Below are 23,237 nucleotides of genomic sequence, written 5' to 3'. Positions count from 1 at the left end.
GCGCGGCGTGCTTCTTTGGGAACGCTGGGGACCTGCCCCTGTTCCGGCGGCTCAGGCCGCCTTTCGCGCGTGGCGCGGATGGAAGAACAGCGCCTGGCCGATCGCCGCCTTCACGGTTTCCGGCTGGAAAGGCTTGGTGATCAGGAAGGTCGGCTCCGGACGCTCGCCGGTCAGCAGGCGCTCGGGGAAGGCGGTGATGAAGATCACCGGGATGTCAGACCGGGCCAGGATGTCCTTCACCGCATCGATGCCGGATGAGCCATCGGCCAGCTGGATGTCGGCGAGCACCAGGCCAGGCGTCTTGCGGCTGACTGCGTCGACCGCCTCGGTGCGGGTGGCGGCGATGTCGGTGACGGTGTGGCCGATCTCGGTCACCAGCGCCTCGATGTCGGCGGCGATCACCGGCTCGTCCTCGATGATGAGCACGTCGGTGGCCAGTTCGGCGTCGATCTCGGCCTGGGCCTCGGCGATCAGGCGCTCGACCTCGGAGAACTCGACCCCGAGGATCTGGGCGGCCTCCGAGGGGGTGAAGCCTTCCAGAGCGGTCAGCAGAAAGGCCTGGCGCGAGCGCGGGGCGATCCGCATCAGCCGGCGGCTGGCGTCGTCGCCGGACTCGTCGTCGCCGGGCGCCTCGAGCTGGGCGCCGCTGGAAAGCCAGATGGCGTGGAAGATGTGATAGAGCGCGACGCGGGGAGTGAGGTTCGCCTCGAGCTGCCGCTCGCCGGCCGCCAAGGCCTCCAGCGCAACGCGAACATAATGGTCGCCGGTGGTCTGATCACCCGTAAGCGCGCGCGCATACCGGCGCACATAAGGCAGGTGCGGCGCAAGTCGGGCCAGAAGACTCAAAATCAACCCCTCCCAATGGGAAATTACGGCCAAGCAGGGACGCTCCCCTGCCCTGGGCATCATTTGCCCGAAACGTCGCCTTTGGGAACCGGTTCCCTCACTGCCCGGTTTTCTGCATGTTACAATCTTTACCGTGTGGAACCCTGGGTGGGGTGAGGCGTTGACCGGCGACGAGAACGAACCGAGGGGGCGGGCTCCGCGAAAGCCGGGCGCCAAGAACATGATAGAGCACCACGCCACGGAAGATCGACGCAGGTCGCCGGCAGCGCTCGACGAAGCGCGGCTCCGGCAACAGGCGATTGGCGTGCGCCTCCGTCAGATGTTCGACGAGGTGGTCTCCGAGCCGGTGCCCGAGGAGTTCCTCGCCATCCTTCGCGAAGCGGACAAGAAGTCGGCGGAGAACGGCTGATGGCCGAGCAAAGCAAGGCCCGGCTTTCCGACGACGATGAAGTGTTCAAGCGCGAACTCGTGAAGCTGATCCCGCACCTGCGGGCCTTCGCCAGGACGCTGGCCGGCGATCCGGCCACCGCCGACGACCTAGCCCAGGACGCGATGATGAAGGCCTGGGACGCACGCGCGAGCTTCCAGATCGGGACCAACATGAAGGCCTGGACCTTCATGATCCTGCGCAACCAGTTCTATTCCGAAAAGCGCCGCTCCTGGCGCCAGAGCCAGCTCGACCAGGAGGCGGCCGAACGCACCTTGGTGGCGGTGGACGACCCGGAGGCGCCGGTCGCCCTGGACGAGCTTCGCCTCAGCCTCGCTCAACTGCCTCCGGAACAACGGGAAGCTTTAATCTTGGTCGGAGCGGGCGGCTTCGCCTATGAAGAGGCCGCCGAGATCTGCGGATGCGCCGTGGGGACGGTGAAAAGCCGGGTTAGCCGGGCGCGAAAGGCTTTGCACGTGATCCTAGACGACGGGTCATACGAGCGGGATGGGAGCGCGGCAGGCGACGCCATGAGCGCTATCCTCGCCGATGCGGAGCGCCTGAGCACCGCGCGATAGGCGGTGCGCATGGAAGGCTCGCCCTGGGGTTCCCTGTCGACGATACGGGTCAGATTGACCGCAGCCCTGGCGGCTGCGCTGCTGCCTGTCCTGATCCTGGGAATCCTGCAGTCAGGCATCGCGTTCCGGCGCGAGGGGGTGCAGCTCCGCGAAGAGCTGGCGGCGGCCTCCGAGCGTAGCGCGGCGACCGCGCGGGCCCGCATGGAAGCGGCCGACATCCTGCTGGAGACCCTGGCCCCCGGTTCGGTGGGCTTCAACTGCGCGCAGCGGCTGGCCGAGGTGACCCACCGCATTCCCGGCTACAGCAACCTCATACGCTTCGACCGGCGCGGCCGGGTGGCCTGCGCCGCCGGTGACGTGCCGGCCGACCCGGATCGCTTCGACCGCCCCTGGTTCCGCCGCCTGGCGGCCGGCGACAGCCTGGTCATCACTCGCGACACCGGGGCGAGCTACGCCGACGTGCCCGCCCTGCTGGCGGCGGTGCCGGCCTCCGACCCACAGGTCGGGTTCGACGGGGCCCTGGTGGCGGTGATCTCGCTGGAGAGCCTGGCGCCGCGCACGGCCGACCGCTCGCTGCCCCAGGGCGCGGAGGTGGCGCTGGCCGACGGCCGTGGCGACTACATCAACGCCACCGACAAGGAGGCCTTTCCCGACCTGCCCGCCGACTGGCGCGACAAGGCCCTGAAGCAGGGCTCCATGGTCTGGTACGACCGCGACCTGCGCGGCCAGCAGCGGGTGTTCTCGGCCGCCCCCCTGGTGGCCGACGAGCTGTTCGTGATCCTCTCGGCGAAGTCCGGCGGCCTGTTCTCGTGGGCGACGCTGAACCCGCTGACCAGCATCGTCTTCCCGATCCTGACCTTCATCCTGGCCCTGCTGGCGGTGTCGGTGGTGACCGAGCGGGTGGTGACCCGCTGGATCGCCTATCTCCAGCGGATCGCCGCCCTCTACGCCCGCGGACGCCTCAGCGTGCGGCCGGTCCATGCCGACCAGGCCCCGCCGGAGATCCGCGACCTGGCCGAGACGCTCGAGGACATGGCCGACGCCATCGTCGGCCGCGACGCCTCGCTGCGCGACTCCCTGGCGCAGAAGGACGACCTGATGCGCGAGATCCACCACCGGGTGAAGAACAACCTGCAGGTCATCTCCTCGCTGCTGAACATGCAGCAGCGGGCGCTCTCCGACCCGGCTGCGCGGGCGGCCATGTCCGACACCCGCCAGCGGATCACCGCCCTGGCGCTGATCTATCGCGCCCTCTACCAGGGGCCGGACCTGAAGCGGGTCGACCTGCGCGCCTTCCTGGAGGAGCTGACCGCCCAGTTGATCGCCGCCGACGCGGTGCAGGGCGCCCACGTGCGGACCGAGATCCACGTCGACGACCTAGTCATCGACCCCGACCGGCTGGCGCCGCTGGCCCTGTTCGCGGTCGAGGCGGTGACCAACGCTCAGAAGCACGCCTTCGCCGGCCGCGGCGGCCAGCTCACCGTCAACTTCACCGTCCGCGGCGAAGAGGCGGAGCTGGAGATCAGCGACGACGGCGACGCGCCCGAGAACGCCCTGGCCACCTCCGGCGTCGGGCGCACGCTGATGACCGCCTTCGGACGCCAGCTTCGCGGCCGCTCGGAGGTGTTCCGCAACGAAAAGGGCGGGATCACCGCGCGGCTGATCTTCCCGACTCCGACCGACGAGGCGGCCGGTCGGCAGGACCGCGGAAGGGGGAACCAGGCCGCGGCGTGACCGTTAATGGCGCCGCACACAAGATCCCCAGAAGAGGCATGCCCCATGCGTAAACTCGTGATTTTCGTGGCCTTCGCCGCCAGCCTCGCGGTCAGCGCCTGCAACACCGTCTCGGGCGCCGGCCAGGACGTGAAGGCCGCAGGCGAAGCGGTCAGCGACACGGCCGAGGACGCCAAGCGCTAAGGCCCGACGCGCTCCAGCTATCGGCGACCGCCTTTTAGAAATCGTGGATTGAGCCGCCCGCCGGCGCGGGGGAGGCTGAGCGTCTCTCCCGTCAAGCCGCATGAGGCGCGCGATGATCGACGTCCACTACTGGCCGACCCCGAACGGCAAGAAGGTCACCATCCTGCTCGAGGAGTTGGGCCTGCCCTACCGCATCGTGCCGGTGAACATCGGCCGCGGTGACCAGTTTACCGACGACTACCTGAAGATCTCCCCCAACAATCGGATGCCGGCCATCGTCGACCACGAGCCGGCCGACGGCGGGCCGCCGCTGAGCGTCTTCGAGTCCGGCGCGATCATGCTCTACCTCGCCGAAAAGGCCGGCCGCTTCCTGCCGACCGACGTCCGCGGCAAGTACGAGGTCATCCAGTGGGTGATCTGGCAGATGGCCAACCAGGGTCCAAAGTTCGGCGAGCGCGGCCACTTCAGCCGGGTGGCGCCCGAGCACGGCGACCAGTCCTACGCCCAGCGCCGGTTCAACGACGAGACGCACCGCATCTACGGGGTGCTGAACAACCGGCTCTATGACCGCCGCTACATCGCCGGCGACGACTACACGATCGCCGACATGATCTCCTATCCCTGGACCGCCGGCTGGAAGGCGCAGGGCATCGACTTAGGCGAATTCAAGTACTTCAAGCGCTGGTTCGAGGAGCTCTCCGAGCGCCCGGCCCTCAAGCGCGGCATGGAGGCCAGCGTCGGCGAGGTCGAGGACCCCGCCTCCGTCAGCCCCGAGGAACAGGAACGCCGGCGCAAGCTGCTCTACAACCAGCGCGCCCGCCCGGCGCCCGTCGCCTAGAAACGCCTGGCGGCCGGCCCTGATCGGACCGGCCTGCCTTGCGATGGATCAGACCAGTTCGGCCGGCTTCACGCCCAGTTCCTTCAGGAACGGCTCGGCGTAGTCGATGCGGCCGGTCATGGACTTCGGATCGCCCGAAGCCAGGCGATAGACCGCCTCGGCGATGTATTCGATCGGCTGGACGCGGTCCTTGCTGTTCTCGTTGATCAGGCCGTGAACGGCCACGCCGGGGGTGTCGACGAGTCCGGGCGAGACCACGTTGACGGCGATGTTGTCGTCATAGACCTCGGAAGCCAGGCCCGTGGTGAAGCGCTCGAGCGCCGCCTTGCACATGCCGTAGACGGTGCCGCCGCGGCCGCGCTGGAACGGCATCTTCGGGTGCAGGCCGGCCGGCGAGGAGATGTTGACGATCCAGCCGCCGCCCCGCTCGCGCATGCCGGGGATGACGAGCTGCGACAGATGGAAGGGCGCATAGACCTGCACCTCCATCATCAGCTTGAACCGCTTCTCGGGGAATTCCTCGACCGGGATGAAGTAGGTGATGGCGGCGTTGTTCACCAGGATGTCGATCGGGCCGAACTTGGCCTCGGCCTCCTGGATCAGGCGCTCGCGATCGGCCGCCAGGGCGAGGTCGGCCTTGATGAAGGCGGCCTGGCCGCCGGCCTTGCCGATGCGGTCGACCGTCTCGGTCAGGGTGCCGGGCAGACGGCTGTCTCCGGACTCCGCGGTGCGCGCCGAGGCGACGACCTTGGCGCCTTCCTGCGCGAGGCGGGCGCAGATCGCCTCGCCGATCCCGCGACTGGCGCCGGTGACCAGCGCGACGCGGCCCTTCAGGGGGCCGTCGGAATTCACCCGGATGTCAGCCATCGAAAATCTCCCTAATGAAATGATTGTTTTTAATTCGCCGGCCCCTCGGGGGAGGCCGCCGTACCGATCCATTGAAACACCTTTAGCGCGGCCGCCGCAAACCCCATTGCGCGCCCTAGAGCCCCACGAACCTCACCGCGGCTATGGACGCCGGCGACGCTCAAGGTAGAGTGCCCGCCTTTTCCAAGGGGGGATATTTCATGCGTAAGGTCTCGGCGTCGCTCGCTGCCATTCTTGTCGGCCTGGGCCTGGCCGGCCATGCCGCAGCGCAGGGCGGTCCGGCGCCCGCCGACAAGGTCGTGGTGATCCACGCCGGCGCCTTGCTGGACAAGCCGGGCCAGGCGCCGCGCGGGGCCTCCACCCTGGTGGTGCGCAACGGCAAGATCGAGTCGGTGCGCGACGGTTTCGCCGCGCCGGACGCCGTCGGCGCGGCCGGCGCCCAGGTGCTGGACCTGACCCAGCAGTTCGTCCTGCCGGGCCTGATCGACAGCCACGTCCACATCTTCAGCGACGACGACAAGGTCAAGGCCCAGATGGCCGCGACCACCCGCGACATCGAAGACGACATGGTGGTCGGCATCGACAACGCCCGCCGCACCCTGGAAGCCGGCTTCACCACCATCCGCGACTTGGGCAGCGACATCCGCAGCGTCACCGCCCTGCGCGACGGGATCAACAACGGCCTGCTGACCGGCCCGACCATCCTGGCCGCTGGCCGCCCGATCACCGTCACCGGCGGCCACGGCGACGGCTCCAACAACCTCAACCGCGACCTGACCGAGGCCGCTCACCGCGACGGCGACAACGTTTGCGACGGCGCCGAGGACTGCCGCCGCGCCGTTCGCGCCCAGATCAGCCAAGGCGCGGACGTGATCAAGTTCACCGCCACCGGCGGGGTGCTGTCCAACGTCGCCGGCGGCCTGGGCGCCCAGATGTTCGACGACGAGATGAAGGCGATCGTGGACACCGCCCACCTGTTCGGCCGCAAGGTCGCCGCTCACGCCCACGGGACGGACGGCATCGTCGGCGCGCTGAACGCCGGGGTCGACTCGGTCGAGCACGCCACCTTCGGCAACGCCCAGACCGACAGCCTCTTCAAGAAGACCGGCGCCTATTTCGTGCCGACCATGCTGGCCCCGAAGACCGCCCTCGACCAGGCCCGCGCCGGCGCCCGCTCGCGCAACTCGCTGGAAAAGGCCGAGATCGCGGCCAAGGCGGCGATGGACAACCACCGCCGGGCCATCGCCTCGGGCGTGAAGATCGCGTTCGGCACCGACACCGGCGTCTCGGCCCACGGCGACAACGGCAAGGAGTTCGCCCTGATGGTCAGCGTCGGCATGAGCCCGTCCGAAGCCATCAAGGCCGCGACGGTCAACGCCGCCGACCTGCTGGGCCGCTCGGCCAGCATCGGCACGTTGGAAGCCGGCAAGGACGCCGACATCATCGCGGTCGCCAAGAGCCCGCTGAACGACGTCACCGAGCTGGAGCACCCGACCTTCGTGATGCACCGCGGCGTGGTCGCCAAGCTCGACGGCCAACGCGCCGCCTTCCCGCCGAACTAGATAGCTAAGCCTGCCGGTCCGTATCCTTCTCCCCTTGTGGGAGAAGGTGTCGGCCGAAGGCCGACCGATGAGGGGCTGCCGCCTCTCCGGCAAGCGCCTAGGCGCCGATAGGTCTTCCCCTCATCCGACCCGCTGCCCGAGCTCTCTAAGCCGGGGTCGTGGCGGCGAAGGTGACCTTTTCCTCGTTCACGTCGGCGAAGACCCGGCCCTGGGCGTCGCCCAGGAAGAGGTGGACGTAATAGGCCTGGACCCAATGGCCGTGCAGGCCCTCTCCCAGCGGCTCGCCGCGCAGGCCGCGCAGCACCTCGGGCCGCAGCCGCGCCTTGGGGCCGACCGCCTCGACGGCGATGGCGATGGTCGCGCCCTGGGCGACCGCGCGGACCTTGGCGGTTCCACCGGTGGGCAGGGCCGCGCCGGCCATCTGGGCGAGGTTCAGCAGTGCGCGGGCGGCCGGCTTGTTCACCGCCGGCGCCTCGACCTGCCAGTCCAGCTCCGCCCGCATGTGATTGAAGACCCCCTGGGCGAGCTTGTGCAGCTCCCGTGGATCGAAGGTCTCGGCCGAGGCCGAGGCGCCGAAAGCCACCCGCGAGAAGGCCAGCAGGTCCGCCAGCTTGCGGGCCGAGCTGGCGATCAGGTTCATGGCGTCCTCGCGCATGTCCTGGGCGCTGGGGTCATCCAGCAGGTCCAGGCCCGAGACGATGGCGCTGGCCGGGCTGATGAAGTCGTGACACATGCGCGCGGCGAGATACGCGGCGACCTCTGCGGTGCGCAGCGGGGCCGGGGCGGTGAGTTCGGGTGTGTCTTCGCCGTCGATCATAGCGCGGTGAACTTGTCCTGATTTGGCGCTTTGGCAAACGCGCCGCTCCCTCTAGAGAACGGCTGCATGAGCGGTCTCGATCCCTTCCTGGAGCCCGGCGTCCTGGTCAAGCATCCGGCGCAGGACGACTGGGGGATCGGTCAGATTCACTCGATTACGGGACGCAAGGTGACAGTGAACTTCGAAAACGCAGGCAAGCAGGTGATCGACGCAAGTGTCGTGCGCCTGGTTTTCGTGGCCGACGATCCGCGGGGCGCGCGATGAGCGGCGGTGACATCGGCGAGGCGCTGGCCGAGATCTGCGAAGAAGCCGCCGCCCTGATCCTGCCGCTCTGGAAATCCGAGCTGACGGTCTTCGCCAAGGCCGACGAGAGCCCGGTGACCGAGGCCGACCGCCGCGGCGAGGCCCTGATCATCGAACGGCTGGCGGCGCGCTTTCCTGACATTCCCGTGGTGTCCGAGGAGGACGCCAGCGAGTTCGGCACGCCGGATTCGATCGGCCCGCGCTTCTTTCTGGTGGACCCGGTGGACGGCACCAAGGCCTTCGTTCGCGGCGATCCCAACTTCACGGTGAACATCGGCCTGGTGGAGAACGGCCGCCCGGTCGCCGGCGCGGTCACCGCCCCGGCCACGGGCGAGACCTGGTTCACCACCGCCGCCGGCGCCATGAAGCGCAGCAACGGCGGCTCGGCCCACCCGGCGCGGGCGCGGCCCTGGCCGCAGGGCAAGGCGATCGCCCTGGTCAGCCACACCATGAAGGAAGAGACCGCGGTCAAGCTGGCGGAGCAGTACGGCTTCGACCTGCGCGAGCCGATGGACTCCTCGATCAAGTTCTGCCGGATCGCCGAGGGTTCGGCCGACATCTATCCCCGCCACGGCCCCACCATGGAGTGGGACATCGCCGCCGGGCATGCTGTGCTGGCGGCAGCCGGCGGCCAGGTGAAGACTCCCGAAGGCGAAGACGTCCTTTACGGCAAGACCGGCGAAGGCTTCCGCAACGGCTGGTTCGTCGCCCGCGGGGCTTGAGGAGACCCGGGAGGCGCCGTCGCGCCCGCCACACTTGTCCGTCATGGCCGGGCCATCGGGTCCCGGCCATCCATGGACGCGGAGAATCGCCGGGAAAAGCGGATGCGTATGGATCCCGGCACGCCCCGCCCCAGGGAGGGATCTCGGAGCCCTAAGCCGCCCGCAGGGAATCCGAAGCGACCGGCGGCGATCGCTCGGCGTAGGCGGGGGCTCGCGGCTGGCCGAAGATCAGGTAGCCGGCGAAGCCGATCGTGAAGGCCGTCGCGGCCACCCAGAGATAGGGTCGCGCGACATCCATGAGGCGCAGTTCGGTCATCGGCTCTTTTCCGGCGCGGAATGTCGCGCACCACCGGAACACTCCCGACAAGCCGAGGTTGCGAGCGGCCGGCGATAAATACGGCCCAGCTTGCGACGAAGGCCGCGGCAGTGACGCCGGCGCCACATTTTTTCCACCTTTGGATTAGTTGCGAATAATTCTCATTGCTAAGCCCAACCCCGGAACCTAATAACGACTCGCACTTTCATTCGCTTCTGGGGTTATTTGAGTGGACATTCGACGCACGAGCGGGGTGCGCGCCTATGCGCGCAAGGCGCTGACACCCGCAGCAGTGGCCGGCATCGCCGGCCTGGCCCTGGTTCCGCAGACCGCGCTGGCCGACGACGCCGCTGGAGCCGGCGACGCCACCGAGGTCAGCAGCGTGCACGTTCAAGGCCAGTTCGCCACCGAGCCCACCTCCCCCAAGTTCACCGCCGACCTGCTGGACACCCCGCGGAACGTGACGGTGATCCCGCGCGCGATCATCGAGCAGACCGCCGCCACCTCGCTGCAGGACATCCTGCGCACCTCGCCGGGAATCACCTTCGGCGCCGGCGAGGGCGGCCAGCCGCTGGCCGACCGGCCGTTCATCCGGGGCCAGGCCTCCGGCAACAACGTCTTCGTGGACGGCGTCCGCGACTCTGGCGGCCAGATCCGCGACCTGTTCAACCTGGAGCAGGTAGAGGTCATCAAGGGCCCGGACTCGACCTTCAACGGCCGGGGCTCGGGCGGCGGCGCCATCAACCTGACCACCAAGCGCGCTCACCTGGGCACGTCGGCGAGCGGCCAGGTCCGAGCCGGCACGGACAGCTATCTGCGCGGTTCGGTCGACGCCAACTACCAGCTTGGCGAGACCTCCGCGGTGCGGGTGAACCTGATGGCCGGCCAAGGCGACACGCCCGGCCGCGATGTGGTCGACTTCGAAACCTGGGGCGCGGCGATCACCGGGTCCATCGGCCTGGGAACGGGCAGCCGCCTCACCGCCAGCTACGCGCACATCGATCGCGACGAGCTGCCTGACTACGGCGTGCCGCTGTTCACCAAGCTCGGCGCGGGCGCGCCGCGGCCGACCGCGAGCGGCGTGCTCAACGTTCCGCGCGACGCCTTCTACGGCCTGACCGCGCGCGACTTCCAGAAGAGCAAGGCCGACACCTTCACCCTGATCGCCGAGCACGACATCAACGACGTGATCACCTTCCGCAACGTCTTCCGTTATTCGAAGACCCTGAACGACTATCTGGTCACCAATCCGGGCGACGGCGGCGCGGCCCAGTTCGTCGCCGGCGAGTGGTGGATGAAGCGCGGGACCAAGTCGCGCTGGAACCCGACCACCACCGTCGCCAACGTCACCGACTTCTACGGCAAGTTCTCCACCGGCGGCATCGAGCATAGCTACGACGTCGGCCTCGAGCTTTCGCGCGAGACCAACAGGAACGCCTCTTATGTGATCTACACCACCGCGGGCGCCGCCTGCCCCGCCGGCTTCACCAACAATGCGACCAGCGCAGGGATCGGCGACTGCACCCGGGTCTTCGCCCCCAGCCCGAGCGATCCCTGGCAGGGAACCATCAACCGGCCCGACCCTTCGGTGAACTACGCCAAGACGGTCGGGGTCTACGCGTTCGACACCATCTCGTTCGGCGACAAGCTCCTCCTGAACCTCGGGATCCGTCACGACGAGTATTCGGTGAAGGGCCGCGACGTCAGCGTCGCCAGCAGCCAGGGCGTGATCACCGGCACGACCATCACCCCGCGCGACGGAGACTGGAGCTTCACCAACTATCAGGTCGGGCTGGTCTACAAGCCCACGCCGAACGGCAGCCTCTACGCCTCCTACGGCACCTCCTCGACGCCGCCGACCATCGCCGGCGGCGACCAGAACACCACCGGCGCCGGCAGCGGCAACCTGTCGAACGTCCTGCTGGATCCCGAGGAGATCGCCTCGGCCGAGGTCGGGGTGAAGTGGGCCTTCTTCGGCGAGCGGCTCTCGACCTCGGCGGCGCTCTTCCACATGAAGCGGGAGAACGCCCAGGTGCTGATCGACGCGGGCGTCTACGCCCAGGTAGGCGAGGTCGAGGTCCAGGGCCTGGAGATCGGCGTGAACGGCCAGATCCTCCCGGCCTGGAGCGTCTTCGGCGGCTACACCTACATGGACAGCGAGCTGAAGCGGGGCGCCTACAACTCGGTGAACGTCGGCGACCGGCTCGCCAACACGCCCGAGCACACCTTCAGCATGTTCACGACCTACAACGTGACAGACGCCTTCAGCCTCGGCGGCGGCGCCTACTACGTCTCGAAGATGTACGGCGGCAACCAGGGCGGCGCCGGGGGCGGGACCAACCGCGTCTACGCCCCGGCCTACTGGCGCTTCGACCTCTATGCGGCCTACCGCATCAACGAGAAGCTCGACCTGCAGCTCAACGTCCAGAACGTCGGCGACAAGGACTACATCGCCCGGACCAACGGCGTTCACCACGCCGACTACGGCCCCGGCCGCCAGGCGATCCTGACCCTCAACGCCCGGTTCTGATCCCCACCAGAGCCACGGCGTCGGCCCCGCCATCCTCCCCTGGCGGGGCCGTTCATTCTAAGGTTTCCGCGCCATGATGCTGCACATCCCGCAACTGCTGACCAAGGACGAGGTCCGCGAGCTTCGCGCCCTGATCGACGCGGCCGAGTGGATCGACGGGAACGCCACCTCCGGCACGCAGTCGGCGCTGGCCAAGCGCAACCAGCAACTTCCCGAGGGTTCGGCCGCGGCCAGCGCGGCGGGCGAGGCCATCCTCGACGCCCTGTCGCGCAATCCCCTGTTCGTGACCGCGGCCCTGCCCCAGACCGTCTTCCCGCCGCTCTTCAACCGCTATGCCGGCGGCGAGATGTTCGGCATGCACGTCGACAACTCCGTCCGCCAGAGCCGCGACGGCTCGGTCCGCATCCGCAGCGACCTGTCGGCCACCGTCTTCCTGACCGAGCCCGACGACTATGACGGCGGCGAACTTCTGGTCGAGGACACCTACGGCGTCCACGAGGTGAAGCTGCCGGCCGGCGACATGATCCTCTATCCGGCCCACAGCCTGCACGAGGTGACCCCGGTCACGCGCGGCGCGCGGGTCTCCAGCTTCTTCTGGATTCAGAGCATGGTGCGCGAGGACGCCCGCCGCGCCCTGCTGTTCCAGATGGACATCGCCATCCAGCAACTGGCCGGCAAGGTCGGGGCCGGCGCGCCGGAACTCGTCTCCCTGGCCGGCGCCTACCACAACCTGTTGCGGATGTGGGCCGAGGTGTAACTCCTGGGCCGTAGCCCTGGCCGCGAAATGACGGCATAAGGCGCTGTCCTCATGGAGTCCCGCGACATGGCCCTCGACACCGGCGATCAGCCCAAGACCTTCAACTGGGAAGACCCGCTCGACCTGGCCTCGCGGCTCTCGGAAGAGGAGCGGATGGTCTGGGAAAGCGCCCGCGCCTATGCCCGCGAGAAGCTGCTGCCGCGGGTGGTCTCGGCCTTCGCCGAAGAGCGCTTCGACCGCGAGATCATGAACGAGATGGGGGCCCTCGGCTTCCTCGGCCCGACGCTGCCGGAAGAATACGGCGGGGCCGGCGTCAACCACGTCGCCTACGGCCTGATCGCCCGCGAGGTCGAGGCGATCGACAGCGGCTACCGTTCGGCCATGAGCGTGCAGTCCTCGCTGGTCATGTACCCGATCTACGCGTTCGGCTCGGAAGAACAGAAGCGCAAGTACCTGCCCGGCATGGCCAAGGGCGAGATCGTCGGCTGCTTCGGCCTGACCGAGGCCGATGGCGGTTCCGACCCGGCCTCCATGCGCACCGTCGCCAGGAAGGTCGACGGCGGCTACGTGCTGAACGGCGCCAAGATGTGGATCACCAACGCCCCGATCAGCGACGTCTGCCTGGTCTGGGCCAAGCTGGACGGCGTGATCCGCGGCTTCCTGGTCGATCGCGGCTCCAAGGGCCTGGAAACCCCGAAGATCCAGAACAAGCTTTCCCTGCGCGCCTCGATCACCGGCGAGATCGCGCTGAGCGACGTCTTCGTGCCGGAGGACCAGATGCTGCCGGGAGTAAGCGGCCTTCGCGGCCCGTTCTCCTGCCTGAACAAGGCGCGTTACGGCATCGCGTGGGGCGCCATGGGCGCGGCCGACTTCTGCCTGCATGCGTCCCGCGAATACACCCTGACCCGCTCGGTGTTCGGCAAGCCGCTGGCCGCCCGCCAGCTCGTCCAGAAGAAGCTGGCGGACATGCAGACCGAAATCGCCCTGGGCTTCGAAGGCGCGCTGGCTCTCGGCCGGCTGCTGGACCAGGGCGCCTGGGTTCCCGAGGCCATCAGCCTGATGAAGCGCAACAACTGCGGCAAGGCCCTGGCCATCGCCCGCGAGGCCCGCGACATCCACGGCGGCAACGGCATTTCCGGCGACTATCACGTCATGCGCCACGCGGTGAACCTGGAGACGGTCAACACCTACGAAGGCGCCCATGACGTCCACGCCCTGATCCTGGGCCGGGCGATCACCGGCGAGAACGCGTTCTAGAACGCAACCTCGCGCCGCCATCGCGGCGCAACCGCAACTAAAACGTTTGTTTACCCCCTTCAGCTAGGCGTGCTGCCGAGGGGGGCGGATGGTTACCACCAGCCAGCACGAAAGCGACGGCGAAGTGCGCCTGGCGGAGGCCGAGCGCATCCGTCACCTGCTGTGCCAGGCCGCCGGCATCGGTTCCTGGCGCTACGACCCGGAGGCCGACGAGATCGCCTGGTCGGAGGACATCCTGGCCCTGACCGGCTACCGGGCCGAAGACCTTCAAAACCTCGAGCAGGTCGCGACCGTCTTCCATCCCGATGACGCAGCCTTTGTCCGGGCCTCGCTAATGAACGGCGTCCTCACCGGCGAGCCCGCCTCCTTCGAGCATCGCCTGCGCTCGCCCGACGGCGGCTGGACGCACTGGCGGATCACCTTCCAGACCGAACTGCGGCCGTGCGGCCAGTATGCCCTGTTCGGCGTCTCCCAGAACATCACTGAACTGGCCCGAGCGCGCGACGCCGCGGAGCTCAACCAGCGGGCGGCCCTGGCCGCCAAGGAAGCCAAGGCCGCGTTCCTGGCCAACGTCAGCCACGAGATCCGCACGCCGATGAACGGGGTGATGGGCGTGCTGCACCTCCTGAAGTCCGAGCCCCTGTCCGACGAAGGCCGCGGGATGCTGGAGGAGGCGTTGTCCTGCGGCGAGATGCTGGCCGACCTGCTCAACGACGTCATCGACTTCTCGAAGATCGAGGCGGGCCAGCTTGAGACCACGCGCGAACCGCTCGATCCGGTCGCCCTGGTCGAGAACGTCGCCAAACTGCTGCGGCCGCAGGCCCAGTTGAAGAACCTGCTGCTGAAGGTCGAGGCGCAGGCCGGCGTGGGCTGGGTGCTCTCCGACCCGATCCGGTTGCGCCAGGCCCTGTTCAACCTGGTCGGCAACGCCGTGAAGTTCACGCTCAAGGGCGAGGTCATGATCCGCATCGGGCTGCGGCGCGGCGAGCGCGGCCAGATGCTGCGCCTGGAGATCGCCGACACCGGCGTCGGCATTCCCGAGGCGGTGCAGCCGCGGATTTTCCAGCGCTTCGACCAGGGCGACGCCTCGACCACCCGCCGGTTCGGCGGCTCGGGTCTTGGCCTTTCCATCACCCGCCGCCTGGCCGAGATGTTGGGCGGCGGCGTGGGCTTCGCCTCCACAGAAGGACTGGGGTCGGTGTTCTGGCTCGAGGTCGAGGCGCCGTCCGCGGCCGCTCCTGCGGCCCTGGCCCAGGAGGCCGGCGAAGCCGTGCTCGACGGCCTGCGCGTGCTGGTCGTGGAGGACAATCCGACCAACCGGATGATCGCCTCGCGGCTGCTGCAGAACCTGGGGGCCGCGGTGGAGACCGCCCATGACGGCCTGATGGGCGTCGAAGCCGCGTCCCGCGGCGCCTTCGACCTGATCCTGATGGACGTGCAGATGCCGGGGATCGACGGGCTGGAGGCGGCCCGCCGCATCCGCGGCCTCGGCGGCGGCGTCGGCGCGACCCCGATCATCGCCCTCACCGCCAATGTGCTGGCCCATCAGCAGGCGGGCTATCTGCAGGCCGGCATGGACGGCGTGGTCGGCAAGCCGATCTCGCCTGCCGCCCTGCTGGCCGAGATCGTCCGCCTCGCCGAAAGCCAGGTCCGCCAGGACGGCGCCGGCGCCGCCGCCTGACCCCCTTTCCAGACCCGCGTTCGGCGAGCTAGCCTGACCCCAAGACCGCGGGGGAAGACAGGATGGCGGACGTGACGGCGCAGTCGCCGGCGGGCAAGCAGCCCGCGTCCTTGCGTACGGTGGTGGCGGCCTCGGCTGCTGGCACGACCTTCGAGTGGTACGACTTCTTCGTCTTCGGAAGCCTGACCCAGGTCATTTCCCGGACCTTCTTCTCGGACCTGCCGGAGGCGGCGGGCTATGTCGCCGCGCTGGCCCTGTTCGGCGCCGGTTTCCTGTTCCGTCCGTTGGGCGCCCTGGTCTTCGGCCGGATCGGCGACCGCGTCGGCCGCAAGGGCGCCTTCCTGGTGACCGTCACGCTGATGGGTTCGGCGACCGTCGCCATCGGCCTCCTGCCGACCTATGCGCAGGTCGGCCTGCTGGCGCCGGCCCTGCTGGTGGTGATGCGGATCGTCCAGGGCTTCGCGCTCGGCGGCGAGTATGGCGGGGCTGCGATCTATGTGGCCGAGCACGCTCCCCCCGACCGCCGCGGCCGCGCCACCGGCTGGGTCCAGACCTCCGCGGCCCTGGGCCTCTTCGGGGCGCTGCTGGTGATCCTCGCCACCCGCCTCGTCGTCGGCGCGCTCTTCGGGCCGCACGCCTTCGACGCCTGGGGCTGGCGCATCCCGTTCCTGGTCTCGGCCGGCCTGCTGGCGATCTCCATCTGGATGCGGCTGAAGCTTTCCGAGAGCCCGGCCTTCGTCAGGATGAAAGCCGAAGGCGCGGCCTCCCGCGCGCCCTATGCCGAGGCCTTCGGCCAGTGGCGCCACCTCAAGCTCGTGCTGCTGGCCCTGGCCGCGATCATGTCGGCGCAAGGGGCGGTCTGGTACACGGCCTTCTTCTACGTCCAGACCTTCATCGAGCGGTTCCTGAAGGTCGCGCCCGAGACCATCAACCTCCTGATGCTCTCGGCCACGGCGGTCAGCGCCGTCGGCTATGTGGTGTTCGGCGCCCTGTCGGACCGGGTCGGCCGCAAGCCGGTCATGCTGGCGGGCATGACCCTGATGCTGGTCGCCTACTTCCCCGGATTCCACATGCTCTCGCGCACCCTGAACCCCGCGCTGGTGGAAGCGCGGGCGCGCACGCCGGTGGTCGTGGTGGCCGATCCTTCCGACTGCTCGCTGCAGTTCGATCCGGTCGGCAAGGCGCGGTTCTCCTCCTCCTGCGACATCGCCAAGACCGCCCTGGCCAATGCCGGCGTCTCCTATTCGAACGAGGTCGGCGCGGCGGGCGTCCCGGCCAAGGTCCGCATCGGCTCGGTCGAGGTCGCCTCGACCAGCGCCGTGGGCCTGCCCCCCGACGCCGCCAAGGCCGTGAAGGCCGCCATCGAGCGCGACATCAAGGCCGCGCTGGCCAAGGCCGGCTATCCGGCCCACGCCGATCCTGCGCGGATGAACCTGCCCGGCGCCTTTGCGGTGCTGATGGTGTTCGTGGTCGCGGCGACGGCGCTCTACGGTCCCATCGCCGCCTGTCTGGTGGAGCTCTTCCCGACCCGGATCCGCTACACCGCCATGTCCCTGCCCTACCACATCGGCACCGGCTGGATCGGCGGCTTCGTGCCCTTCACCGCCTTCGCCATCGTGACGGCGACCGGGAACGTCTATGCCGGGCTCTGGTATCCGGTGGCCTTCACCGCCCTGTCGGTGGTCACCTGCCTCTGGCTGCTGCCCGAGACCCGCGGCCGCTCCCTGCACGACTAGGGTCTTTCTCCCCGCGCCGCCCGTCCGGCCCAACGGCCGACCCCGTCCGACAGCAGCACCGCGGCGATGGCGATGATCCCGGCGACGACGCACAGCGCCGCGGCCCGGCTCTCCGAGCCCGGCGCCTGGGTGGCGTTGTAGATCGCCGCCGGCAGGGTCAGGGTCTCGCCCGGTATGGCCGCGACGAAGGTGATGGTCGCCCCGAACTCGCCCAGGGCCTTGGCGAAGCCGAGGATCGCGCCGCCGGCCACGCCCGGCCCGGCCATCGGCAGGGTTACGCGGAAGAAGCGCACCACCGCACCGGCCCCCAGGGTGCGGGCCACCTCGTCCACCTCGACGTCGACCGACTCGATGGCCAGCCGGATCGGCCGGACCATCAGCGGAAAGGCCATAACCCCGGCCGCCAGCGCCGCCCCCGTCCAGTCGAAGGCGAAGACGACGCCGAGCCTTTCGAGCTGCTCGCCGATCGGGCCGCGCCGCCCGAACAGCAGCAGCAGCACATAGCCCGTCGCCACCGGCGGCAGCACCAGCGGCAGAGTCACCGCCGCGTCCAGCACCACCCGCAGCGGGAAGCGTCCCCGCGCCTGGGCCATGGCCGCGGCGACCGCGATCGGCAGCCCGACCACCGTGGCCACCAGGGCCACGCGCAGCGAAAGCAGGACCGCTCCGAAATCTTCAGGGGTAAGCGCGCTCACGACACCGCCGCCGGCATCACCTCGACCTCGACCCCGGCCTGCCTGAGCGCCGCGAGCTCAGCAGGCGACGGCGGCCCGTTCACCACCCGCAACACCGTCAGCCCGCGCCGGGCGAGATCGGCGACCGCGACCGCGTCTGCGCTCTCCACCCGCTCGGCGTCGCGGCGGGCCATGCTCAGCACGCCGGGCGCCACGCCGGGATCGGGCGCCAGCACGTCGGCGGCGGCCAGGGCGCGACTGGCCCGCAGGGTGAGAAGGTCGGTCGGCCCCGAGCCCTCCACGAAGCGGACCCGGCCCGAGGCCCCGCCGCCTCTCGCCAGCGCCTCGCGCAGCAGCCGCGCGGCGCCGTCCATGTCCCCGGCCATGGCCGCTTGCGCCGCCGGACCCGACAGGGCGTCCCGCAGAAAGGCCCGGCGCTCGTGCAGTTCCGGCAGCGCTCCCCGCACCTCGTCCTGCAGCTTGCGGAAGAGGGCGGCGACGCGGCCCGCCCCTTCCGGCACGCGGGTCTCGATGTCGTGCCGCAGCATGGTCGCCAGCATCGGCGAGGCGCCGCCGGTGCCGATGGCGGCCACCACCTCGCCCCGGTCGATCACCGCCGGGGTGACGAAGTCGCAGAGCGCCGGCCGATCGACGACGTTCACCGGCACATGCGCCGCCCGCGCCGCCGCGGCCGCCGCGGCGGCGAACCCGTCGTCGGGATCGGCGACGAAGGCCAGGGCCGCGCCCTCATAGGCGCCAGGCTCGCGCGCCGCCTCGCCCTCCAGATGCACCAGCCGCGCCGGAGAGCCCTCGAACAGCCGCAGCTTGGCCTGCGCCGCCGCGCCCGATCCGGCGACCACGACGGTCCGGCCGTCCAGAGGGAAAAAGGCTGGAAATGCGTCCACGGCGGCCCCTGCGGTTCGATCGACCTAACCTAGCGGCGCCGCGCACAAAACGCAGCCGGCTTTACCGGTCGCTCTAAACGCTGTTAAGATTCGCTTCTTCTCTAAATTCGGGAGGCAGATCCCATGGCCACGACCCTCGACGTCAACGGCAAGCCGACGGCCGTGGAGGCCGCGCCCGACACGCCACTTCTGTGGGTGCTGCGCGACGAGCTGCAGCTCACCGGGACCAAGTACGGCTGCGGGATCGCCCAGTGCGGCGCCTGCACGGTGCTGGCCGACGGCCAGCCGATCCGCGCCTGCGTGACCCCGCTCTCGGCGGTGGGCGCGGCGAAGATCACCACCATCGAGGGGCTGGGCGGCGACCATCCGCTGCAGGCGGCCTGGGTGAAGCACGACGTGCCGCAATGCGGCTACTGCCAGTCCGGCCAGATCATGTCGGCCGTCGCCCTGCTGAACGCCAATCCGCGGCCCACCGACGCCGACATCGACGGCGCGATGGACGGCAACATCTGTCGCTGCGGGACCTATCAGCGGATCAAGGCGGCCATCAAGGACGCCGTCGGCGCGCCTGCGACCGCCCCGGCGCAGCCGGCCAGGGCCTGAGAGGGGGAAGACAGATGAACGCTCCCGTGAAATCCTCCGACGTCGGCGCGACCCGGCGCGACGTGGTCCTCGGCGCCAGCCTTGTAGGCGGGGCGCTGCTGGTGGGCGCCTGCTCGCCAGGCGACCTGCTGGCCGTCGGCGCGAACAACGACTTCGGCGCCTTCGGCCCCTTCATCAAGATCGCCCCCGACGGCGCGGTCACCGTCATCTCCAAGCACATCGAGTTCGGCCAGGGGAACCATGCAGGCCTGGCGGCCATCGTCGCCGAGGAGTTGGACGCCGACTGGAGCAAGGTGAAGGTCGAGCAGGCCATCGCCAACGCCAAGGTCTACGCCAACCTCAACATGGGCGCCCAGGGCACCGGCGGCTCCTCGGCCATCGCCAATAGCTGGGACCAGCTCCGCAAGGCCGGCGCGGCCGCCCGCGCCATGTTCATCGAGGCCGCCGCCAACAAGTGGAACGCCCCGGCCGGCGAGATCGCCGTCAAGGACAGCGTGGTCAGCCACGCGCCCTCCGGCCGGTCCGCGACCTTCGCCGAGCTGCTGCCCGATGCGGCCAAGGTCACGCCCCCCGCGACGCCGACCCTGAAGGACCCCAAGGCTTTCACCCTGATCGGCACCGACCGCGTGCGGCGCAAGGACAGCCAGGCCAAGTCCGACGGCGTGGCCCGCTTCACCCAGGACGTCCAGCTTCCGAACATGCTGGTGGCCATGGTCGCCCACCCGCCGAGGTTCGGCGGCAAGGTCGCCGCCTTCGACGCCGCAGAGGCCAAAAAGGTCCCCGGCGTGGTCGAGGTCTACGAGATCCCCACCGGCGTCGCCGTGGTCGCAAACAACACCTGGGCCGCGCGCCAGGGCCGCGACGCCCTGAAGGTGACTTGGAACGAGGATGGAGCCGAGAAACGCTCCTCCGACGCGATCCTCGCCAGCTATCACGACCTCGCCTCCGACAAGACCCCGGCCACCGACAAGCTGAAATGGCAGGTCTTCGAGTCCAAGGGCGACATCGCCGGCGCGACCGGCGAGGCGGTGGAGCTCGCCTACGACTTCCCCTATCTCGCCCACGCGACCATGGAGCCGATGAACTGTGTGGCCCAGGTAGGCGCAGGCAAAGCCAAGCTGGCCTTCGGCTCGCAGATTCCGACCGTCGACCAGCTCAACACCGCCAAGATCGTCGGCATGCTGCCTGGCGCGGTGCAGATCGAGACCCTGTTCGCCGGCGGCTCCTTCGGGCGGCGGGCGAACTTCCAGTCCGACTACGTGGCCGAGTGCGTCCACATCGCCAAGAAGGTCGGCGGCGAGCGGCCGGTGAAGCTGGTCTGGACCCGCGAGGACGACATGGCCGCCGGCTATTTCCGGCCCCTGACCCACCACACGGTCCGCATCACCCTGGACAAGGATGGCTTCCCGGCGAGCTGGCGCCACCGGGTCGTCACCCAGTCGATCATGAAAGGCTCGCCCATGGGCCAGCCGAAGCTCGACGAGACGGCGGTCGAGGGGACCAAGGGCTCGCCCTATCTGAAGGCGACACCCATTGTGGACGCCCAGCTCATCCAGCCCGACATCGGCGTGCCGGTGCTGTGGTGGCGCTCGGTGGGCGCGACCCACACCGCCTATGTGATGGAGCACACCATCGACCAGCTCGCCCGCAAGGCCGGCAAGGATCCGATCGACTATCGCCGGGCGCTCTATACGAAGGCCGGCGCCAACCGGCATCTGGCGGTGCTGAACCTCGCCGCCGACAAGGCCGGCTGGGCGACCCCAGCTCCGGCCGGCTGGACCCGCGGCGTCGCGGTGCACGAGAGCTTCGGCTCCGTGGTCGCCCAGATCGCCGAGGTGAAGCTCGAGAACGGCGTCCCCAGGGTCGGCCGCGTGGTTACGGCCATCGACTGCGGCCTGGCCGTCTCGCCCGACCAGATCGCCGCCCAGATGGAGGGCGGGACCTGCTATGGCCTCTCCGGCGCGCTCTTCGGCCAGACGACCCTGAAGGATGGGGCGGTCGAGCAGACCAACTTCGACACCTACCGCGTCCTCCGGCACAGCGAGGCGCCCCAGGTGGAGACCTACATCGTCCCCTCGGCCAATCCGCCCAGCGGCGTGGGCGAACCGGGCACTCCGGTCATCGGCCCCGCCGTCGCCAACGCCCTCCTCGCCATCACGGGCCAACCCCACCTGAGCCAACCGTTGGTGAAGGCCTAGACGGGCTGTCAGCATCCAGGTCGGCGTCACCGCCGGTCGAGGTCACCCGGCTGATCCACGTCGAACAGCACGCCGTCGTCGGGCGCCTCGACCAACGCCAGTCGATCGCCCAGGCCCTTGAGCAGGCCCCGCGCGCCGGCGTCGCCCGAAAGCTCGCGCAGGTGCGGCAGCAGCCCCGCCCCGATCAGGGCCGGATGGCCCCGCTGGCCGGCGAAGACCGGCGCCGCCGCGGGCGCGCCCTCGCGAACCGCCTGCGCCAAGGCGGCAAGCACGGCGTGGGGGATGCGCGGCATGTCGCCCAGGAAAACGAAGACCCCGGCGCAGTCCGGGCCAAGCTCGGCCGCCGCCCGCCGCAGGGACGCGCCCATGCCCTCGGCGTGATCGGGCGCATGGACGATCACCAGCCTTCCCGCCTCTCCTGCCCCCTCGGCGAAGGCGCCGGCCGCAGCGCCCACCCGGTCGTCCGCGCCGGTGACCAGGATCACCCGCCGAACCGGAGCCGCAAACGCGGCGGCCAGCGCCCCGTCCAGCAGCACCCCGCCTGCCCAGGGCGTCAGCAGCTTGCCCCCGCCGAAGCGGCTGCCGGCGCCTGCGGCCAGCACGATCGCTTCGAAGTCTCCGGCCCCTGTCGCCAACCGATGTTCCCCTCTATGTTAGGGTCAGCATGACGCCCTACGACGCCGCTTCTGTGCAAGAGCCGCGCGCTCCGGCCCTGGTCGACGGGTTCGGGCGTACGGTCAGCTATCTTCGCGTGTCGGTGACCGACCGCTGCGACCTGCGCTGCGTCTACTGCATGTCCGAGCACATGACCTTCCTGCCCAAGGCGCAGGTCCTGACGCTGGAGGAGCTGGACCGCATCGCCTCGGCCTTCGTCGGCCTCGGGACCCGCAAGCTGCGGATCACCGGCGGCGAGCCCCTGGTCCGCAAGGGCGTCATGGATCTCTTCGAGCGCCTTTCGCGGCACCTGAAGAGCGGCGACCTCGACGAACTCACCCTGACCACCAACGGCACCCAGCTCGAAACCTTCGCCGAGGGCCTGGCCCGACTGGGCGTGCGGCGGGTCAATGTCTCGCTGGACACCCTCGACCCGGAGAAATTCCGCAAGCTCACCCGCGGCGGCCAGCTTCCCAAGGTGATCGCCGGGATCGAGGCCGCCCAGGCCGCCGGCCTGACGGTGAAGATCAACGCCGTAGCGCTGAAGGACGACAACGCCGCCGAACTGCCGGACCTGATCGCCTGGGCCCATGCCCGCGGCTGCGACATGACCTTGATCGAAGCCATGCCCCTGGGCGAGATCGAGGTCGACCGCACCGACCAGTTCCTGTCGCTGAAGGACGTGCGGCGCGGACTGGAAAGCTTCTGGACCCTGGACGAGATCGACCATCGCACCGGCGGCCCCGCCCGCTACGTGCGGGTGAAGGAAACCGGCGGGCGGCTCGGCTTCATCACCCCGCTGAGCCACAATTTCTGCGAATCCTGCAACCGGGTGCGGCTGACCTGCACCGGCGTCCTGCACACCTGCCTGGGCCGCGAGGACGCCAGCGACCTGCGGGCGGTTCTGCGCTCGGGCGCTGACGACGCCGGCCTCGTCGAGGCTATCCGCATGGCGGTGGACGCCAAGCCCAAGGGGCACGATTTCCAGATCGAGCGCGCCGCCGCCCCGGCCGTGGCGCGCCACATGTCGACCACCGGAGGCTGAGGAC

General features: G+C 69.5%; 23 protein-coding genes. 16 read left to right on the top strand and 7 right to left on the bottom strand.

Annotation, left to right across the window (positions count from 1 at the left end; all coding sequences use genetic code 11):
* Positions 1-51: 51 nt before the first annotated feature.
* Positions 52-846, bottom strand: a complete 795-nt coding sequence (phyR, locus tag ABID41_RS10085) for an anti-anti sigma factor/receiver protein PhyR (protein WP_331929146.1) — start codon at positions 844-846, stop codon at positions 52-54.
* Between the two features lie 220 nt (positions 847-1,066).
* Between phyR and nepR the strand changes: the two genes are divergently transcribed.
* The 5 genes from nepR to ABID41_RS10060 all read left to right on the top strand — a co-directional run bounded on the left by nepR (position 1,067) and on the right by ABID41_RS10060 (position 4,606).
* Positions 1,067-1,255: an anti-sigma T factor NepR gene (gene nepR, locus ABID41_RS10080; protein ID WP_331929149.1), complete on the top strand. Its 189-nt coding sequence runs from the start codon at positions 1,067-1,069 to the stop codon at positions 1,253-1,255.
* A complete protein-coding gene (locus ABID41_RS10075) occupies positions 1,255-1,851 on the top strand; it encodes a sigma-70 family RNA polymerase sigma factor (protein ID WP_331929148.1) in 597 nt (198 codons plus the stop codon). Before nepR ends, ABID41_RS10075 begins: the two co-directional genes overlap by 1 nt.
* A 9-nt stretch (positions 1,852-1,860) precedes the next feature.
* Positions 1,861-3,585, top strand: a complete 1,725-nt coding sequence (phyK, locus tag ABID41_RS10070) for a sensor histidine kinase PhyK (RefSeq protein WP_354297505.1) — start codon at positions 1,861-1,863, stop codon at positions 3,583-3,585.
* A gap of 45 nt (positions 3,586-3,630) precedes the next feature.
* A complete protein-coding gene (locus tag ABID41_RS10065) occupies positions 3,631-3,768 on the top strand; it encodes an entericidin A/B family lipoprotein (RefSeq protein WP_354297504.1) in 138 nt (45 codons plus the stop codon).
* 112 nt (positions 3,769-3,880) lie between these two features.
* Entirely contained in the window at positions 3,881-4,606 is a 726-nt protein-coding gene (locus ABID41_RS10060; RefSeq protein ID WP_354297503.1) for a glutathione S-transferase N-terminal domain-containing protein, read from the top strand.
* Between the two features lie 48 nt (positions 4,607-4,654).
* Here ABID41_RS10060 and ABID41_RS10055 read toward each other — a convergent pair whose 3' ends face one another.
* On the bottom strand, positions 4,655-5,473 hold the full coding sequence (locus ABID41_RS10055; RefSeq protein ID WP_354297502.1) for an SDR family NAD(P)-dependent oxidoreductase: 819 nt from the start codon (positions 5,471-5,473) through the stop codon (positions 4,655-4,657).
* A 200-nt stretch (positions 5,474-5,673) separates the two neighbouring features.
* Here ABID41_RS10055 and ABID41_RS10050 point away from each other — a divergent pair, with 200 nt between their 5' ends.
* Positions 5,674-7,035: a metal-dependent hydrolase family protein gene (locus ABID41_RS10050; RefSeq protein WP_354297501.1), complete on the top strand. Its 1,362-nt coding sequence runs from the start codon at positions 5,674-5,676 to the stop codon at positions 7,033-7,035.
* 145 nt (positions 7,036-7,180) lie between these two features.
* On the opposite strand, the gene chpT is transcribed toward ABID41_RS10050, so the two are convergent.
* A complete protein-coding gene (gene chpT / locus ABID41_RS10045) occupies positions 7,181-7,852 on the bottom strand; it encodes a histidine phosphotransferase ChpT (RefSeq protein ID WP_354297500.1) in 672 nt (223 codons plus the stop codon).
* Between the two features lie 66 nt (positions 7,853-7,918).
* On the opposite strand from chpT, the gene ABID41_RS10040 reads away from it, so the two are divergent.
* Positions 7,919-8,116, top strand: a complete 198-nt coding sequence (locus ABID41_RS10040; protein ID WP_354297499.1) for a DUF3553 domain-containing protein — start codon at positions 7,919-7,921, stop codon at positions 8,114-8,116.
* Positions 8,113-8,877: a 3'(2'),5'-bisphosphate nucleotidase CysQ gene (cysQ, locus tag ABID41_RS10035; protein ID WP_354297498.1), complete on the top strand. Its 765-nt coding sequence runs from the start codon at positions 8,113-8,115 to the stop codon at positions 8,875-8,877. Before ABID41_RS10040 ends, cysQ begins: the two co-directional genes overlap by 4 nt.
* A 151-nt stretch (positions 8,878-9,028) precedes the next feature.
* On the opposite strand, the gene ABID41_RS10030 is transcribed toward cysQ, so the two are convergent.
* Positions 9,029-9,193 carry a hypothetical protein gene (locus ABID41_RS10030; RefSeq protein ID WP_331931481.1) on the bottom strand — a complete coding sequence of 55 codons (165 nt, stop codon included), beginning with the start codon at positions 9,191-9,193 and terminating at the stop codon, positions 9,029-9,031.
* A 229-nt stretch (positions 9,194-9,422) separates the two neighbouring features.
* Here ABID41_RS10030 and ABID41_RS10025 point away from each other — a divergent pair, with 229 nt between their 5' ends.
* From ABID41_RS10025 to ABID41_RS10005, 5 genes are all read left to right on the top strand, one after another.
* Complete coding sequence (locus tag ABID41_RS10025) at positions 9,423-11,723, top strand: TonB-dependent receptor (protein WP_354297497.1); 2,301 nt, start codon at positions 9,423-9,425, stop codon at positions 11,721-11,723.
* Positions 11,724-11,796: 73 nt separating this feature from the next.
* Positions 11,797-12,480 (top strand): Fe2+-dependent dioxygenase, encoded by a 684-nt coding sequence (locus tag ABID41_RS10020; RefSeq protein WP_354297496.1) that lies wholly within the window; start codon positions 11,797-11,799, stop codon positions 12,478-12,480.
* A 66-nt stretch (positions 12,481-12,546) separates the two neighbouring features.
* On the top strand, positions 12,547-13,737 hold the full coding sequence (locus tag ABID41_RS10015; RefSeq protein WP_349257568.1) for an acyl-CoA dehydrogenase: 1,191 nt from the start codon (positions 12,547-12,549) through the stop codon (positions 13,735-13,737).
* Between the two features lie 88 nt (positions 13,738-13,825).
* Positions 13,826-15,418: a PAS domain-containing hybrid sensor histidine kinase/response regulator gene (locus ABID41_RS10010; RefSeq protein ID WP_331931489.1), complete on the top strand. Its 1,593-nt coding sequence runs from the start codon at positions 13,826-13,828 to the stop codon at positions 15,416-15,418.
* Positions 15,419-15,480: 62 nt separating this feature from the next.
* The gene (locus ABID41_RS10005) at positions 15,481-17,154 is read left to right on the top strand and encodes an MFS transporter (protein ID WP_354297495.1); all 1,674 of its coding nucleotides are present in this window, start codon (positions 15,481-15,483) and stop codon (positions 17,152-17,154) included.
* Here ABID41_RS10005 and modB read toward each other — a convergent pair.
* Together modB and ABID41_RS09995 are read right to left on the bottom strand one after the other, a co-directional pair.
* On the bottom strand, positions 17,151-17,849 hold the full coding sequence (gene modB, locus ABID41_RS10000) for a molybdate ABC transporter permease subunit (protein ID WP_331931493.1): 699 nt from the start codon (positions 17,847-17,849) through the stop codon (positions 17,151-17,153). The genes ABID41_RS10005 and modB overlap by 4 nt on opposite strands.
* Complete coding sequence (locus ABID41_RS09995) at positions 17,846-18,733, bottom strand: NAD(P)-dependent oxidoreductase (protein ID WP_354297494.1); 888 nt, start codon at positions 18,731-18,733, stop codon at positions 17,846-17,848. The genes modB and ABID41_RS09995 overlap by 4 nt, the downstream gene beginning before the upstream one ends.
* A 123-nt stretch (positions 18,734-18,856) precedes the next feature.
* On the opposite strand from ABID41_RS09995, the gene ABID41_RS09990 reads away from it, so the two are divergent.
* Both ABID41_RS09990 and ABID41_RS09985 read left to right on the top strand, forming a co-directional pair.
* Positions 18,857-19,336, top strand: a complete 480-nt coding sequence (locus ABID41_RS09990; protein WP_354297493.1) for a (2Fe-2S)-binding protein — start codon at positions 18,857-18,859, stop codon at positions 19,334-19,336.
* A 14-nt stretch (positions 19,337-19,350) separates the two neighbouring features.
* Entirely contained in the window at positions 19,351-21,534 is a 2,184-nt protein-coding gene (locus ABID41_RS09985; protein ID WP_354297492.1) for a xanthine dehydrogenase family protein molybdopterin-binding subunit, read from the top strand.
* Between the two features lie 26 nt (positions 21,535-21,560).
* Here the strand turns inward: ABID41_RS09985 and ABID41_RS09980 are convergent, their stop codons facing one another.
* Positions 21,561-22,169, bottom strand: coding sequence for a nucleotidyltransferase family protein (locus tag ABID41_RS09980; RefSeq protein ID WP_354297491.1), 609 nt, complete (start codon positions 22,167-22,169; stop codon positions 21,561-21,563).
* Between the two features lie 29 nt (positions 22,170-22,198).
* Between ABID41_RS09980 and moaA the strand changes: the two genes are divergently transcribed.
* Positions 22,199-23,233 (top strand): GTP 3',8-cyclase MoaA, encoded by a 1,035-nt coding sequence (gene moaA, locus ABID41_RS09975; protein ID WP_354297490.1) that lies wholly within the window; start codon positions 22,199-22,201, stop codon positions 23,231-23,233.
* Positions 23,234-23,237: the final 4 nt, after the last annotated feature.

The sequence above is a fragment of the Phenylobacterium koreense genome, assembly GCF_040545335.1.
Lineage (GTDB): Bacteria > Pseudomonadota > Alphaproteobacteria > Caulobacterales > Caulobacteraceae > Phenylobacterium > Phenylobacterium koreense.
This window is presented reverse-complemented; position numbering and strand designations above follow the sequence as displayed.

Excerpts from the sequence above, each read along its gene's own strand:
- phyK (WP_354297505.1), top strand. The coding sequence starts at position 1,861 with ATGGAAGGCTCGCCCTGGGGTTCCCTGTCGACGATACGGGTCAGATTG.
- ABID41_RS10040 (WP_354297499.1), top strand. The coding sequence starts at position 7,919 with ATGAGCGGTCTCGATCCCTTCCTGGAGCCCGGCGTCCTGGTCAAGCAT.
- nepR (WP_331929149.1), top strand. The coding sequence starts at position 1,067 with ATGATAGAGCACCACGCCACGGAAGATCGACGCAGGTCGCCGGCAGCG.
- ABID41_RS10005 (WP_354297495.1), top strand. The coding sequence starts at position 15,481 with ATGGCGGACGTGACGGCGCAGTCGCCGGCGGGCAAGCAGCCCGCGTCC.
- ABID41_RS10010 (WP_331931489.1), top strand. The coding sequence starts at position 13,826 with ATGGTTACCACCAGCCAGCACGAAAGCGACGGCGAAGTGCGCCTGGCG.
- chpT (WP_354297500.1), bottom strand. The coding sequence starts at position 7,852 with ATGATCGACGGCGAAGACACACCCGAACTCACCGCCCCGGCCCCGCTG.
- moaA (WP_354297490.1), top strand. The coding sequence starts at position 22,199 with ATGACGCCCTACGACGCCGCTTCTGTGCAAGAGCCGCGCGCTCCGGCC.
- ABID41_RS09990 (WP_354297493.1), top strand. The coding sequence starts at position 18,857 with ATGGCCACGACCCTCGACGTCAACGGCAAGCCGACGGCCGTGGAGGCC.
- ABID41_RS10055 (WP_354297502.1), bottom strand. The coding sequence starts at position 5,473 with ATGGCTGACATCCGGGTGAATTCCGACGGCCCCCTGAAGGGCCGCGTC.
- ABID41_RS10060 (WP_354297503.1), top strand. The coding sequence starts at position 3,881 with ATGATCGACGTCCACTACTGGCCGACCCCGAACGGCAAGAAGGTCACC.
- ABID41_RS10050 (WP_354297501.1), top strand. The coding sequence starts at position 5,674 with ATGCGTAAGGTCTCGGCGTCGCTCGCTGCCATTCTTGTCGGCCTGGGC.
- ABID41_RS09985 (WP_354297492.1), top strand. The coding sequence starts at position 19,351 with ATGAACGCTCCCGTGAAATCCTCCGACGTCGGCGCGACCCGGCGCGAC.
- ABID41_RS10075 (WP_331929148.1), top strand. The coding sequence starts at position 1,255 with ATGGCCGAGCAAAGCAAGGCCCGGCTTTCCGACGACGATGAAGTGTTC.
- cysQ (WP_354297498.1), top strand. The coding sequence starts at position 8,113 with ATGAGCGGCGGTGACATCGGCGAGGCGCTGGCCGAGATCTGCGAAGAA.
- ABID41_RS10030 (WP_331931481.1), bottom strand. The coding sequence starts at position 9,193 with ATGACCGAACTGCGCCTCATGGATGTCGCGCGACCCTATCTCTGGGTG.
- ABID41_RS10020 (WP_354297496.1), top strand. The coding sequence starts at position 11,797 with ATGATGCTGCACATCCCGCAACTGCTGACCAAGGACGAGGTCCGCGAG.
- ABID41_RS10065 (WP_354297504.1), top strand. The coding sequence starts at position 3,631 with ATGCGTAAACTCGTGATTTTCGTGGCCTTCGCCGCCAGCCTCGCGGTC.
- ABID41_RS10015 (WP_349257568.1), top strand. The coding sequence starts at position 12,547 with ATGGCCCTCGACACCGGCGATCAGCCCAAGACCTTCAACTGGGAAGAC.